This window comes from Burkholderia sp. Bp8963, from assembly GCF_003854275.1.
GTDB lineage: Bacteria > Pseudomonadota > Gammaproteobacteria > Burkholderiales > Burkholderiaceae > Burkholderia.
Genome location: NZ_QTQP01000095.1, coordinates 1 through 12,702, shown reverse-complemented (window position 1 = coordinate 12,702; position 12,702 = coordinate 1). Strand labels below are relative to the sequence as shown.

Here is a 12,702-nt window from a genome sequence, read left to right as displayed (position 1 = left end):
GTAGGGCCGCACTTGGAATAAGGCAGTGGACTTGCAGCAATTGCGGCACGGAACACAACCGCGACACGAACGCCGCAAGGAACATTGCCCGCACGGGACTTCGTGCGCTAGAAGTAGGAATCTCCGGCCTTTAGGCCGGAGAGGAAGTCAACCTTGCTCCGGCAACCACTCCGCCGACAGCGCCTGCTCCATCGACCACGGACACGCATCAGGCAGCAGGGCCAGCCCGATCTGCATCTCGTTGGCCGCCTGCTGGCAGGCGTCACCCCACATATCGCTTATCCAGTCCGGATCGCTCAGCATGGGTTTCAAGCTGGGCGTCTTTTCCAGGCGCCGGGCGATCGCCGCGCGCTGAATGCGCAACGTCGCCTGCCAGCTCGCACCTCGCCGCTCCGGCTGGCATTGCCATTTCAACAAGTGTGCCAGCAGCACCGCCATCCGACTCGCCAGTTCGCGCTGCTCGCTCTTACCCACGTCCTCGATCTCCTCTGCAATATGCTCAATGTCCAGTTCCGAGTACCGGCCACTGCGCAGCAACTGCGCCTGCTCCTGCGACCACGCAATCACGTCCTTCTCGTAGCGATTCGCCTTCATCGTTCCCCTCTCCTTCGGATCCCGCTCAACACACGATCCCATTTCCACGTTACAGCAGCGCTTCCAACCCCTTGCGATCCACCAGGTTCAGCAGCTTCAGCGACGGCCCGTTCGGCTGCTTCTGTCCCTGCTCCCACTTCTGCACCGTCGACGTGCTCGTGTTCAGGTACGCTGCGAACACCGCCTGACTCGCCTTGTTCCGCAGCCGCAGCCGACGGATCTGCGCCGCACTGTACGTCTTTACCGGCGCTAGGCTCAGCACATTGAACTCGCGCAGCGTCACCGCCTCCATCGCGCCCGCCTCGTGCAGCCCGTGCGCCGTCTCGCGCAAGACCTTCAGCAGTTTGTCACTCATCGTTTCACCTCTCGCCTAGCTCTGCGCCCTGTTTTGCAATCATAGCACTTCGTGCTATATATCATCGACGGCCTCCCGTGCCTCGCGCTCCAGCTCGGCTATCAGCAGCGTGAGCCCTTCGCGCCGATCCACCGCCCTTCTGTCCGGTCGGACCAGGACGGGGAATGCGCGGGCAAAGGTTCATGGTCCCGCCGCGTGCGCGTCTACAGGAACGTCAGTTGGTCCGCGAAGGGATTCACGACCGCCAGCGGTTTCAGCAGCCGCTGCACATTGCGTTGAATCTGCAGCATCCGGGTCCTTCTGCCGTTTCAGCATCAGGCCGTCAAGCGTTCGCTTCTGACGTTGCAGGCGGTGAATCGCCTCCGTCTATTCGGGCCCCTCGGCCAACGCGAGCAGTCCCGTTATATCGGTTTTGCGGGTCGCGGCCGCAGAGGTGACTCCTTGCGGGATCACCTGAACGCGACGATCGTCTTCGTTCCGGTGAGTCAATGCAAGTAACGCTCTATATTTGATACGCTAAATTAATATTTATAAATAACGTTCGATATATGAGACGTTATGGCGTTTACGGCTGACGGATCGTTTCGCTAGAACACGCGGTAATAGGTGCACAGCACCGGCCCTACACCTTCAGGAACTGATCTACCCCTAAAATCTCATCCCAATCGCCCGATTCCGCAATCCAGTCCCAATCAGGGCTGGTGGGTTTTGGCTGCCGTCGCACCCAACGTTGCAGGCAGCGTGCTTGCAGCCATAACCATCGACCCAATAGCTGACAACAAAACCAGCGATCCACCCCATTCACTGAGAGCAGGATTGACAGCGACCAGCTCGAAGGTTCTGTTTGGAAACAGGGTGAGCACCGATAAATGTATGCGATCAATTAACGACGTCTACCCAGTGACGCTCTGAGAGTCCAGCATGTGTCCACCAAACGGAGGTGGACACCTATGTCAGAGCACGACTCAGAGTTGCAGGTCGTTTCGCGCAGCCGCGACGGGCGGCGGCGTTACGACGAGAAGGGCAAACGCGCGCTGGTCGAGGCGGCGCTGCGTCCGGGTATGTCCGTGGCACGCCTGGCGCAGGAGCACGGGGTCAACGCCAATCTACTGCGCAAGTGGATCACGAAGTACCTACTCGAGCGTGAGAGCAGCCGCTGTGCATCCGACGGTGCCGTCGTCGTGGACTCGGGCGGTGATGCGCCGGTGCGCGACGGCGTTCCGGTGGTGATCCAGGGCGAGACACCTGCAACCGCATTCGTACCAGTCGTAGCCGCTGCTGCGGCGACGCCATCTGTCACGGCTACTCCAATCGCGTTTGCACTGAAGGTGCGCCTGCCCAACGGCGTCGAGTTCAACCTGGGCCAAGCCGGCATCGACGAACTGAGCACGCTGGTCCAGATGTTCGGGAGGCTGCCGTGTTCCGGTTCGACGACGAGCTGAAGGTCTACCTCCATCGCGATCCGGTGGATTTCCGCTGCGGGATCAACAGTCTGTCGATCCTGGTGGAACAGGCGATGCACCTGAGCCCGATGGCGCCCGCGCTGTTCGTGTTCGGCAACCGGCGTCGCGATCGCATCAAGATCCTGGGCTGGGAACGCAACGGCTTCTGGCTGCTGCTCAAGCGGCTCGAAGCGGGCGACCGCTTCGTGTGGCCCGACAGCAAGACGGCGGTGGTGACGCTGAGCGTCGAGTTGCTGCACTGGCTCGTCGACGGCGCCGATATCGCCGCAATTGAGCGCCATCCCAAGCGAAACTATCTGCGCGTAAGCTGAACGCGCGATCGGCATGCTGGTCAAAGCGGCATGCCGATCAACGTCACCATCGATGCCGACGAACTGAAGGCGCTGCTCGCGATGCGCGAGCAGCATGACGCGCTTCGGCGCGAGCGTGACGAGTTGCAAAGCACGTTGCGCATGGTGACGGCGGAGCGCGATCTTGCCGAGGAACGGCTGCGCGCCTACCGGCGCGAGCTGTTCGGCGCGAAGAGCGAAGCGCGCGAGTCCGATCAGCTCGGCCTGTTCAACGAAGCCGAGGTGCTCGGCGCATCCGCGACACCCGCACAAGAAGACACGCCCGGAACGAAGGTTGCCGCGCATACGCGCAACAAACGTGGCCGCAAGCCGCTCGATCCCGCCCTGCCGCGCGATATCCACCGTCACGAACTGCCTGAGGCCGAACGGTTCTGTGCCAACGACGGCCATGCGCTCGTTGAGATCGGCGTGGAAATCAGCGAGCAATTGAACGTGATTCCGGAGCAAATTCGGGTCACCCAGCATCAGCGCGTCAAGTACGCATGCCCATGCTGCGACCTGGGCATCAAGGTCACGCCGGCACCCGCGCGCATCATCCCGCGAGGGCTGCTCACCGAATCGGCGCTCGCATGGGTCGCCGCGGGCAAATATCAGTTCGGCATGCCGCTGTACCGGCAAGCGGGTCTGCTGCGGCGCTTCGGCGGCGACATCTCGTCGAACACGCTGGCGGCGAGTATGGTGCGCGTGGGCCTGGCGACGCAGCCCGTGATCAACCTGCTACGCGACGCGCTGCTCGATGCCGAACTGATCTACTGCGACGAGACTACCTTCCAGGTCCTGAAGGAAGAAGGACGACAGCCGCAGACAAAGAGTTACCTCTGGGCGCAGATGACCGACTCAGACACGCCCGTGCGCGTGTTCACCTACACGCCCGGTCGCGGCGGCAAGCTGGCCGATAAGCTGTTCGACGGCGTTCGCGAAGGTGCGGTGCTGATGACCGACGGGTACGCCCCTTACGACGGCATCGCTCAACGTCATCGGCTCATCCATCTTGCATGTTGGACGCATGCTAGGAGGGGCTTTGTGCGAGCGGAAGACAACGTCCCGAAGGCGGCGCGTACGCCCGATCTGCTGGCTACGCGCTTCATCAAATTGATCGGCAAACTGTTTGCCGCCGAGGCGCGCAGCCAAACATGGGAAGCGCAACGACGACAGCGGCTGCGACGACGATACAGCACTCGCGTGCTCGAACTCATCCACCGACTGATGCTGGAGCACCTACCCAACGTCGTGCCCGGAAGCCTGCTGGGCAAGGCGTTGAATTACATGCAGGGGCAATGGCCAAAGCTCGTCCGCTACATCGAAAACGGCGACTGGGCCATCTCGAACAACCCTTGTGAGAACGCCATCAGGCCATTCTGTTTAGGCCGCCGCGGCTGGATGTTCGCCGACACTGTCGCCGGTGCGAACGCGAGCGCAAACCTGTATTCCCTCGTGGAAACGTGCCGCGCTAACCGCATCGATCCGTACCACTACCTCCACTGGCTCTTCCAAAAACTTCCACTTGCCACGACCGTCGAGGACTACGACGCGCTGTTGCCGTGGAAGATGCCCGCCGACCTGCGCTGAGTCGCCGCTGCCACACCTCAGAGTTCGACGCTACCACTCTGAGAGGCGTTAATTAACGACCGCGTACCGATAAATCCAACACCACACCGACCGGCCGCGCGAGCAAGCTCGCCACTTCAAGCACCTTCTTGACGGCTCGCCGGCGTGAATGCCAGGGAGCCGTCACGCGCATGGTGGAGTTGGAAAAAGCGCTTCGGAATGCAATCACGGAGCGCCGGGGAAGCGTCGCTGACGCATGTCGCAACGAATTCGGCTCCGTGAAATGGATCGGTGAAGGGAAAGCGCGAGACCGCCCCGGCGGCCGGCGGGGCTCAGCTCAGCTCAGCTCAGCTCAGCTCAGCTCAGCTCAGCTCAGCTCAGCTCAGCTCAGCTCAGCTCAGCAGCACGATATTGCCCGGCAGCCGCGTCACATGCGCACCATACAGGTTGCCGAGCATATCGATCACGTCATCCAGCCGGTTGATCGGAAACTGCGCCTGCATCCGGTTCGCGCCGAGCGATGCGCTGCGCAGCACGACCTTGCCGCGGCGATAGCGGTTGATCTCGGCAATCACATCGGAAAGCGGCACGCCGTTGAACACGAGCATGCCGCGCCGCCACGCGGTGATGGCGCCCGAATCGACACGCGACACCGGCTGCACGCCGCGGTCGTCGTAGGTCACCTGCTCGTTCGCGCCGAGCGCGCGCCGCCCGCCCGGATGGTCGAGCGCGACCGTGCCGGACAGGCAGGTCACGCACACCTGGTCGTTCGTGCGGCGCACGTTGAAGCGGGCAACCTCCGCGCGCACCCGGCCGACGCCCGCGACGACGGTCACCGGCCGCAGCGCGTCGACCCGGCCGGCCACGGGCGGCGCCGCATCGATCTCCGCCTCGCCGGCCACGAGCTTGACGCCACGGTCGGCCTGCGTCGCGATCACGTCGAGCCGCGTCTGCGTGTTCATTTCGACGGTCACGCGCGACGACAGCGCGACCTGACGCTGCTCGCCGGTGCCGGTACTGTAGTCCGCGGCCAACTCGCCGAGCGACGGCCACAGGCCCAGCGGCGGACGCAGCGCGAGCCACGACGCGCCCGCCGCGACCGCGAACCCGACGAACGCGCGCCGGCCAGTGCGGATCGCACGCTCGCGCTTTGCGACGCCGGCCCACGCGCCGCCGCGCGCGCGCTCCTCCTGCGCAATCTCCGCCGCCGCGGTGCGCAGCGTGCTCCAGGTGTCGCGCAGCTGGTGCGCGGCCTGCGGATCGTCCGCGCACCACCGCTCGAACGCGTCGACGTCCGCCCGGCCCGCGTCCCCGGAACGCAGCCGCAGCAGCCACGCACTCGCGGTGTCGTGCGCGTCGTCGGCGGGATCGAGCTCGGCTTTCGTCATCGTCGGGATGCTCAAAATTTACGGGGTCCGCCGCGCGAACCCGGGTACGGATCGCCCTCTTCCTGCATGCGTTGAAGGCAGTGTTTCATCGCCGCGCTGAGCTCGCTTTCGACGAGGCGCAGCGAAATGCCAAAGCGCTCGGCAATCTCGCGGTTCAGCAGGCCATCGACGCGCGCGGCGACGAGAATCGCGCGGCGCCGCGGTGTCAGCCCGCGCAGCACCTCCTTCAGCGCGTCGACCTTGCGGCGCGCGGCGACGATGCGCTCGGGATCCGCGAGCTCGTCGGGCAACTCGAGCACCGCGTCGAGATCGTCCTCGTGAAGATGGCGGCGCTCGCGCCGATACTGGTCGACCGCGACGTTATTAGCCATCCCGAGGATATACGCATCCGCGTTGCCGACCTGCGTCGACACGTTCGCGTTCTCGAGACGCAGCCAGGTCTCGTGCAGCGCGTCGGCCGCGCCGTCCTTCGAGCCGGTCGCGCGCTCGAGACGCCTGACCAGCGACGCATAGTGCGCCGCGATGCGCTTCCTGAGGCCCGCGCGGGTGTTGTCGGACATAGCCGCCTAGCCTCGCGCGTCCGCGGCCGGGCAGCGGAAATGCACGCCGCTGCCGACCGGGCGCAGCATGATCGTCACCGGCTGCGGCAGCCCGGCGGGCGGCGCCACGTCGAGCTTCAATGCGCGCAGCGCGCGCAGGATCGCCGCGTCGCGGACGCCAAGACCGCTCGATGCCACGAGGTTGACCGCCACCACCGCCCCCTTGTCGTCAATGCGCACCTGCGCGACGAGCCGATAACCGCCCGGCACCAATGCCGGCAGCGCGCACAGCGCGTCGATCAGGCGTGCCTGCAGCATGCCCGCAAACGCGCGCCGCTCGTCCGAATCGCCGATGCCGTCGATCGGCAGCGCGCCGCCCGACATCGCGTCCGGCGCATCCGGCGCCGCTTCTCTCGTTGCCGGCTGCGCGACGATCATCGCCTCGTCCGGCTGTATGAAATCTGCCCGCAGGCCGGTGCCGGCGAGCACTCGTTCGAGCGCGTCGCGCGGCAGGAAATCGCCGACGATCGGCGCGCTCGTGCGCCCCTCCAGCAGTGGCTCGGGCGCGAGCACGATCAGCTCGCTGATCCGCGCGAAATCCTGCAACGCCTTCGCGAGCGGCTGCGCCTGCAGATCGAAATGCACGGTGGTGCCCGGCTGGCGGCCGCCTCGCGGCGCCTCCTGCGCGCATGCGAAGCGCACGATCGACGCGACGAACATCAGGCAGACAGCCAGCAACAGGACACCGGCCGGCGCCCGTGAACGTGTCATGAATCCATGGCCGGATTGGGAGTGGCCCGCGGCCGCAACGCAGCCGGCCCTGTGTTCGGCCCCATAGCAAGCGAACGCCCGATTGTCGGCAGCGACTGTGACAGTGCGGTGACGTGCACGCCGGATGGCGGATCGCTGGGGGTGTCGGCGGGATTGGCGGTGTGTTTACTGCCGAGCCTGCCGGCGTCGCCGCGCGCCCGCCGCTCACGGTTCCGCCGCCGGCTGCAGCGTCGCCGACACCGTCGCGATGCCAGGCTTGCCGTCGGCACTCGCGCGCGCGGCCGCGATGCGCACGCGCTGCTCGCGGCGCGCGCGTTCGAGCCAATCCGTCCACACGGCGAACGACACGCCCTTGATATCGACCTGGATGCCGTTGCCGAGCACGACGACCCGCGCGCCCGCAATGCCGGCGTCTGCGAGCGACGCGGCCAGCGCATCGCGCAGCGCCGCGCCGGCCGGCGCGCGGACAGCCGCCGCCGCGCGCAGCCGGCGCACGTCGCCGAGCTGCGATTCGACGTCGGCGAGCTGCGCCTGCAACTCGGGCAGCCGTGCGGCAATCCGCACGCGGCCCGTTTGCGCGGGCTCCCACAGCGCCGTGTAGACGAACGCCACAAGTGCCAGCGCGCCGCCCGCCGCGAGCAGCGCGCGCTCGCGCGGCGCTCGCTCGTCGAGCCACGCCGTCAGCGCGGCGCGGGCCGCGCGGAACCGAGGGTCCATTTCGCGTCATCCTCCTGAACGGACAGGCCCTGTGCCTGCAAGCGGCGGCGGAAAGCGCCGGCGTCGAGCGTCGTACCCGGCCGGAACGTCACGTCGAGCGTGCCGTCGCGATAGTCGAGCGTCGCGACGGCGTCGGACGGAATCGGCGCGAGCGCGCGCGACAGCGCCGCAGCGAGCACCGGATAGTCGCCCGCACGCAACTCGCCGGTCGCACCGCGCAGCCGCTCGAGCCCGGCCTGCATCTGCGCGTGCGGATCGAGCACGGCCGTCGTGCCAGGGAACGCGGCTTTCATCGCGTCTATCATCCGCGCGTTCAGCGCGTCCTCACGTACGCGCAGCCGGTACCACTGGATGTTGACCGTCGTGACGGCTACCACGAGCGACGCCGCGGCCAGACCGAGCGCGAACCGCCACGGACGCCAGCCTTGCGCGATGCCCGCAGTGCGCGCTCCCGACGCGAACTCGAACTGACAAAGATCGAAAGGGCAGCCGAGCGCGCCGCGCGCGAGCGTTTCCCACGGCAAGGTTTGCGCGGCGAGCGGGAATGCGCTGGCGGTGCGCGAGTCAGTTCGCGCAAGCGTCGAGGTGCGAGCGGTGGGCGCGCCGGTTCGCGCAAGCGTCGGTGTGCGAGCGGCGGGCGAGTCGGTCCGCGCAAGCGTCGATGCGCGTGTGGCGGACTGTCCAGCATCGTCATGTGGCACGCGCGCGTTGCCATCGTGCTGCGCGTCCGCATGTGTATCGCCTTCACGCGGCACGTCCCCGTACGCGGTGATGGCCAGCGCATGTACGCGGATCGACTGGTATCGCGACAATTCCGCAATCGCCACGTCGAGCGCCGATGCATGTGCAGCAAATCCATATCCGGTCGTGCCTTGCCTCACAACCAGTTCCACCCATTCCCGATCGACCGCGTCGTGGTCCGCCTCGGCGTGCGGCGTCGCGCGGTGCACGATCAGTACGTCCGCTCCGTCGACGGCGCACGCGTCGACGGTAGATCCGGTTTGCGTCGCGGTATCCGTTTGTGTCGGCGTGCTCGTTTGCGTCGCAGTGCCCGTTTGCGTCGCAGTGCCCGTTTGCGTCGCAGCGCCGGTTTGCGTCGCAGTGCCAGTTTGTCTCGCCGTGCCGGTTTGCGTCGCAGCGCTCGTTTCCGTCGCGATGCAAGTTTCCGTCGCGGTGCTCGTTTGCGTCGCCGTTGCCGTGGCAGTCGTCTCGTCGACTGCGGCAATCGCCTCATCGCCCGCTTGCCCGCCCGGTTGCGGCGTCGCCGCGAGCGCATCGCCCTCCACCGCGACCGGCGCACGACCCGGCAGGCAATGAATCAACGGCACCGCGCGCAAGCGGCGATGGCCGGCGCCGGCAAACGCGTCGAGCAGCACCCCGAACCGCTCACGGTCAACAACTGCCACGCGCCGCTGCGCCGCGTCCTTGTCCGCCGGCCCGACCGCGACATGACAACGCAGCGCATCATCGAGCAGATACTCCTCGACCGCATGCGGCAGGATCCGGCGCAGCTTCGTTCCGGTGACGGGCGGCAACGCGACGTCGACGAGCAGCGTGTCGCGCGCGGCCACCACGAGCACGGTGACTGCAGCCTTCGGCCACGCGTCATGCCGCGCGTCGCCCGCATGCGTGAGCCGCGCGTGGCCGTCGAAGCGCGCATACGGCATCGGCATCGTCGTCCACGTCGCCGCGTCGAACCTGTCGAGCGGCGGCAACAGCACGATCAGGCTCGACATCGCGCGCTCCGTTTCCGTCGTTGCGTCGGCATGTGCATGTCGTCGCTCATGGCCGGCGCACGACGAAGTTGCCGATCCCGGTCGCGACGACAGCTAGCCGCACATCGCCGGACGACAGCGTGATCGTCACCGGTACGTCGATGCTCTCGTCGCCGATCACGACCCGCGACACCGGCTCGCCGCCGCCCGTGTAGCGGATCGACACGTCGGTCACGTCGGTGCCCCAGCGGCGCGGCCGGAACAGTTCGTCGGTCATCGGCGACCACGCGCCGCTCTCGGTGCGCTGCAGGAACCGGTAGCCGCCGCCCACCGGCTGCCACGCGATCGGCAGCGAGCGCACCTGTGCCTCGTCGCCGGCCGATTCGAGCAGGCTCGCGAGACGTTGCGCTTCCTCCGCGAGATCGGTGCGGCGATTGCGCGACGGCGCGAGCGCAACGACTGCGACGAGCAGCCCGGCGATCACGAGCACGACGAGCATCTCGAGCAGCGTGAAGCCCGCCGCGCGCCGACGGAGCAGCGGTTGCAGCCTGCGCCGACGGAGGCGCGGTTGCGGCTCGCGCCCGCCGACATCGCAATGCAATGCACGTCGAACGCAACCGCGTTCGGCCAGGCCGCTCACGCAGTGCGTGGCGGACATGAGCCGCGTCCCCGGCATCGTGCCCGGCATCGCCCCCGCCACGCGCCCAACGCGCAGCGCGCTGTTACTGCCAGGAGCCGATGTCCGCATCGTTCCCCTCCCCGCCGGGCTTGCCGTCCGCGCCGTAGCTGAACACGTCGATCGTACCGTGCGCGCCCGGGTTTAGATACTGGTACGCGTTGCCCCACGGATCGCGCGGCAGCCGTTCCAGATAGCCGCCGTCCTTCCAGTTGTTCGGCACCGGATCCGTCGCCGGCTTCTGCACGAGCGAGTTCAGCCCCTGCTCCTGCGACGGGTAGCGACCGTTGTCGAGGCGATACAGGTTCAGCGACTGCATGATCGTGCCGATGTCCTGCTTCGCGGCGATCCGGCGCGCCTCGTCAGGACGGCTCATGATCTTCGGCACGATCAGCGCCGCGAGAATCCCGAGGATCGCGATCACGACCATGATCTCGATCAGCGTGAAGCCGCGTCGCGCGTGGCGTGAAGCGCGCTGCGGCGCGCGCGTAACGTGTGGCGTCATCATGCATTCACCCTCGCATCAAAGAATGTCGACATGCCGCTTGAATCCAGATTCGAACCAAGATTTGAACCCCGACTTGAACCCCGATCGGCCCACCGCCGATCCCTTGAACTTCACACCGCGATGAAACCCGCCGAACTGCTCCGCTCCATCCCGCATCCGTCCGCCGCCGCACCGGCCGTCGCCACGCTCGCCGCCGGCGCAGCGTTCGTCGCGGTCGCACTGTGGTCCGTGCACGTGCTGCGCGCACCCGACGCGCCCATGCCCGCGCGCCCTGCGCCGCCGACGCCGTTCGACGTCTCCGCCGGCGCGCAACTGTTCGGCGCCAAACCCGGCGACGACGCGCAGCACGCGGTCCAGCTGCTCGGCATCCTGTCGTTCGACGCGCGCCGCGCGGCCGCGATCGTCAGCATCGGCAACGACGCCGCGCGCGTCGTGCGGCTCGGCAGCGCCGTCGGCGACGCCGGCAAGCTCGCCGAGGTGCGCGCGCACTCGATCGTCGTCGACCGCGACGGGCTGCCGCGCGAGATCGCGCTGCCCGCCCCGCAAAATCCGAACGCGTTCGTGCGCTGATCTCCGCATCACCGCACCCGTCACTGCACCATGTTGTTCAGCTCGATGATCGGCATCATCACCGCGAGCACGATCACGAGCACCACGCCACCCATCGCGAGAATCAACAGCGGCTCGAGCAGGCTCGTCAGGAACATCGTGCGGCGCTCGAGCTCGCGTGACTCGCCGTCTGCCGCGCGGTCGAGCATCGTCGTCACGTCGCCGGTCACTTCGCCCGAGCGGATCAGGTGCACGAGCACCGGCGGAAACGTCTTCGTATTGCCGAGCGCGCGTGACAGCGACGAGCCTTCGCGCACGCGCACAATTGCGTCCTCGACCTTCGCGTGCATCGCGCGATTGCTCAACGTCTCGCCGGCCGCCTGCAGTGCACGCAGGATCGGCACGCCCGCCGCGGTCAGGATGCCGAGCGTGCTCGCGAACCGCACCGTGTTGTAGCCGCGCACGAGCTTGCCTGCGAGCGGCGCGGTAAGCAGCCAGCGGTCGAACGCGAGACGCGGGGCAGCCTGCGACAGCACCTTGCGGATCGCCATTACCGCCCCTGCGAACGCGGCGAGCGACGCCCACCACCAATGCCGCACGAAATCCGACAGCGCGAGCATCAGCACCGTCAGCAACGGCAGTTGCTGCTTGGTGCTCGTGAACACGTTCGCGACCTGCGGCACCACGTAGCTCAGGAGGAACGTGACGATACCGAACGCGATCAGCGTGACGACGGCTGGATACGTGAACGCGAGCACGATCTTCTGCTTCAGCGCATTGCTCTGCTCGATGTAGTCGGCGAGGCGCGACAGCACGATGCCGAGCTTGCCCGTGTGCTCGCCCGCCGCGACGAGCGCACGGTAGATGTCGGGGAAGTCGCGCGGATGCTGCTCGAGCGCGTTCGCGAACGAATGGCCGCCGACGACCTCCGCGCGGATCGACGCCATCAGTTCGCGCACGTAGTCGCGCTCGGACTGCTCGCTGAGCACCGACAACGATTCGTCGAGCGGCAGCCCGGCGACGAGCAGGCTCGCAAGCTGGCGCGTGACGATCGCCTGCTCGCGCTGCGATAGCTTGCGGCCGAGCGCGAGGCGCCGGTTGCGATCGCCGTGCAGGCGCGACGCGGCTGCCTCGACGACGAGCGGCGTGAGCCCCTGCGTGCGCAGCTGGCTGCGCCCCGCGCGTGCGCTGTCTGCCTCCAGCACGCCCTTCAGCGTGCGGCCGGCGGGATCGATCGCTTCATAGCGGAATGCCGACATGTCAGTGTCCTCCTGTCACGCGCACGACTTCCTCGAGCGACGTCGCGCCGGCCGCGAGCCAGCGCTCGGCGTCGTCGCGCAGCGTGCGCATCCCTTGCGCGCGGCCCGTCGCGAGAATCTCCGCGTCGGCCGCGTTGCGGTGGATCAGCGAGCGGATCGCGTCGTCGACGAGCAGCAGTTCGTACACGCCGCGCCGGCCCGCGTAGCCCGAATGGCCGCACTTGTCGCAGCCGACCGGGTGCCACACGGTGCGGCCTTCTTCATGGCGTT

15 protein-coding genes and 2 pseudogenes are annotated in these 12,702 nt (G+C 67.2%); 6 read left to right on the top strand and 11 right to left on the bottom strand.

The window, feature by feature from the left end:
- Positions 1-17 precede the first annotated feature (17 nt).
- Positions 18-134: a transposase gene (locus DID96_RS36595; RefSeq protein ID WP_260464155.1), complete on the top strand. Its 117-nt coding sequence runs from the start codon at positions 18-20 to the stop codon at positions 132-134.
- Between the two features lie 13 nt (positions 135-147).
- Here DID96_RS36595 and DID96_RS36590 read toward each other — a convergent pair whose 3' ends face one another.
- Together DID96_RS36590 and DID96_RS36585 are read right to left on the bottom strand one after the other, a co-directional pair.
- Entirely contained in the window at positions 148-594 is a 447-nt protein-coding gene (locus tag DID96_RS36590) for a DUF29 domain-containing protein (RefSeq protein ID WP_124604056.1), read from the bottom strand.
- A gap of 49 nt (positions 595-643) precedes the next feature.
- Positions 644-949: a DNA-binding transcriptional regulator gene (locus DID96_RS36585; protein ID WP_124604054.1), complete on the bottom strand. Its 306-nt coding sequence runs from the start codon at positions 947-949 to the stop codon at positions 644-646.
- 950 nt (positions 950-1,899) lie between these two features.
- Between DID96_RS36585 and DID96_RS36575 the strand changes: the two genes are divergently transcribed.
- The 4 genes and pseudogenes from DID96_RS36575 to DID96_RS39700 form a co-directional block, all read left to right on the top strand.
- Positions 1,900-2,391 carry a transposase gene (locus DID96_RS36575; protein WP_124604052.1) on the top strand — a complete coding sequence of 164 codons (492 nt, stop codon included), beginning with the start codon at positions 1,900-1,902 and terminating at the stop codon, positions 2,389-2,391.
- Positions 2,367-2,723 (top strand): IS66 family insertion sequence element accessory protein TnpB, encoded by a 357-nt coding sequence (gene tnpB / locus DID96_RS36570; RefSeq protein ID WP_124604050.1) that lies wholly within the window; start codon positions 2,367-2,369, stop codon positions 2,721-2,723. Before DID96_RS36575 ends, tnpB begins: the two co-directional genes overlap by 25 nt.
- Positions 2,724-2,753: 30 nt before the next feature.
- The gene (gene tnpC / locus DID96_RS36565; RefSeq protein ID WP_124604047.1) at positions 2,754-4,331 is read left to right on the top strand and encodes an IS66 family transposase; all 1,578 of its coding nucleotides are present in this window, start codon (positions 2,754-2,756) and stop codon (positions 4,329-4,331) included.
- A 270-nt stretch (positions 4,332-4,601) separates the two neighbouring features.
- Positions 4,602-4,685 (top strand): annotated as a pseudogene (locus tag DID96_RS39700) (hypothetical protein); the annotation flags it as partial.
- A gap of 17 nt (positions 4,686-4,702) precedes the next feature.
- Here DID96_RS39700 and DID96_RS36560 read toward each other — a convergent pair.
- From DID96_RS36560 to gspG, 7 genes are all read right to left on the bottom strand, one after another.
- Positions 4,703-5,698, bottom strand: a complete 996-nt coding sequence (locus DID96_RS36560; RefSeq protein WP_124604045.1) for a FecR domain-containing protein — start codon at positions 5,696-5,698, stop codon at positions 4,703-4,705.
- An 11-nt stretch (positions 5,699-5,709) separates the two neighbouring features.
- Entirely contained in the window at positions 5,710-6,258 is a 549-nt protein-coding gene (locus tag DID96_RS36555; RefSeq protein ID WP_124604043.1) for an RNA polymerase sigma factor, read from the bottom strand.
- 6 nt (positions 6,259-6,264) lie between these two features.
- A complete protein-coding gene (locus tag DID96_RS36550) occupies positions 6,265-7,008 on the bottom strand; it encodes a TonB C-terminal domain-containing protein (RefSeq protein ID WP_124604041.1) in 744 nt (247 codons plus the stop codon).
- 204 nt (positions 7,009-7,212) lie between these two features.
- Entirely contained in the window at positions 7,213-7,725 is a 513-nt protein-coding gene (gspM, locus tag DID96_RS36545; RefSeq protein ID WP_124604039.1) for a type II secretion system protein GspM, read from the bottom strand.
- Positions 7,689-9,461 carry a type II secretion system protein GspL gene (gene gspL / locus DID96_RS36540; protein ID WP_124604038.1) on the bottom strand — a complete coding sequence of 591 codons (1,773 nt, stop codon included), beginning with the start codon at positions 9,459-9,461 and terminating at the stop codon, positions 7,689-7,691. The genes gspM and gspL overlap by 37 nt, the downstream gene beginning before the upstream one ends.
- A gap of 46 nt (positions 9,462-9,507) precedes the next feature.
- A complete protein-coding gene (locus DID96_RS36535; protein ID WP_124604036.1) occupies positions 9,508-10,098 on the bottom strand; it encodes a GspH/FimT family pseudopilin in 591 nt (196 codons plus the stop codon).
- 64 nt (positions 10,099-10,162) lie between these two features.
- On the bottom strand, positions 10,163-10,624 hold the full coding sequence (gspG, locus tag DID96_RS36530) for a type II secretion system major pseudopilin GspG (RefSeq protein WP_409333850.1): 462 nt from the start codon (positions 10,622-10,624) through the stop codon (positions 10,163-10,165).
- Between the two features lie 120 nt (positions 10,625-10,744).
- Between gspG and DID96_RS36525 the strand changes: the two genes are divergently transcribed.
- The gene (locus tag DID96_RS36525; protein ID WP_124604034.1) at positions 10,745-11,194 is read left to right on the top strand and encodes a general secretion pathway protein GspC; all 450 of its coding nucleotides are present in this window, start codon (positions 10,745-10,747) and stop codon (positions 11,192-11,194) included.
- A gap of 20 nt (positions 11,195-11,214) precedes the next feature.
- Here the strand turns inward: DID96_RS36525 and gspF are convergent, their stop codons facing one another.
- Together gspF and DID96_RS36515 are read right to left on the bottom strand one after the other, a co-directional pair.
- Positions 11,215-12,432: a type II secretion system inner membrane protein GspF gene (gene gspF, locus DID96_RS36520; protein WP_124604032.1), complete on the bottom strand. Its 1,218-nt coding sequence runs from the start codon at positions 12,430-12,432 to the stop codon at positions 11,215-11,217.
- 1 nt (position 12,433) lies between these two features.
- Positions 12,434-12,702 (bottom strand): annotated as a pseudogene (locus DID96_RS36515) (type II secretion system protein GspE); the annotation flags it as partial.

Excerpts from the sequence above, each read along its gene's own strand:
- DID96_RS36590 (WP_124604056.1), bottom strand. The coding sequence starts at position 594 with ATGAAGGCGAATCGCTACGAGAAGGACGTGATTGCGTGGTCGCAGGAG.
- DID96_RS36585 (WP_124604054.1), bottom strand. The coding sequence starts at position 949 with ATGAGTGACAAACTGCTGAAGGTCTTGCGCGAGACGGCGCACGGGCTG.
- DID96_RS36575 (WP_124604052.1), top strand. The coding sequence starts at position 1,900 with ATGTCAGAGCACGACTCAGAGTTGCAGGTCGTTTCGCGCAGCCGCGAC.
- tnpC (WP_124604047.1), top strand. The coding sequence starts at position 2,754 with ATGCCGATCAACGTCACCATCGATGCCGACGAACTGAAGGCGCTGCTC.
- DID96_RS36560 (WP_124604045.1), bottom strand. The coding sequence starts at position 5,698 with ATGACGAAAGCCGAGCTCGATCCCGCCGACGACGCGCACGACACCGCG.
- DID96_RS36555 (WP_124604043.1), bottom strand. The coding sequence starts at position 6,258 with ATGTCCGACAACACCCGCGCGGGCCTCAGGAAGCGCATCGCGGCGCAC.
- DID96_RS36550 (WP_124604041.1), bottom strand. The coding sequence starts at position 7,008 with ATGACACGTTCACGGGCGCCGGCCGGTGTCCTGTTGCTGGCTGTCTGC.
- gspM (WP_124604039.1), bottom strand. The coding sequence starts at position 7,725 with ATGGACCCTCGGTTCCGCGCGGCCCGCGCCGCGCTGACGGCGTGGCTC.
- gspL (WP_124604038.1), bottom strand. The coding sequence starts at position 9,461 with ATGTCGAGCCTGATCGTGCTGTTGCCGCCGCTCGACAGGTTCGACGCG.
- DID96_RS36535 (WP_124604036.1), bottom strand. The coding sequence starts at position 10,098 with ATGTCCGCCACGCACTGCGTGAGCGGCCTGGCCGAACGCGGTTGCGTT.
- gspG (WP_409333850.1), bottom strand. The coding sequence starts at position 10,624 with ATGATGACGCCACACGTTACGCGCGCGCCGCAGCGCGCTTCACGCCAC.
- DID96_RS36525 (WP_124604034.1), top strand. The coding sequence starts at position 10,745 with ATGAAACCCGCCGAACTGCTCCGCTCCATCCCGCATCCGTCCGCCGCC.
- gspF (WP_124604032.1), bottom strand. The coding sequence starts at position 12,432 with ATGTCGGCATTCCGCTATGAAGCGATCGATCCCGCCGGCCGCACGCTG.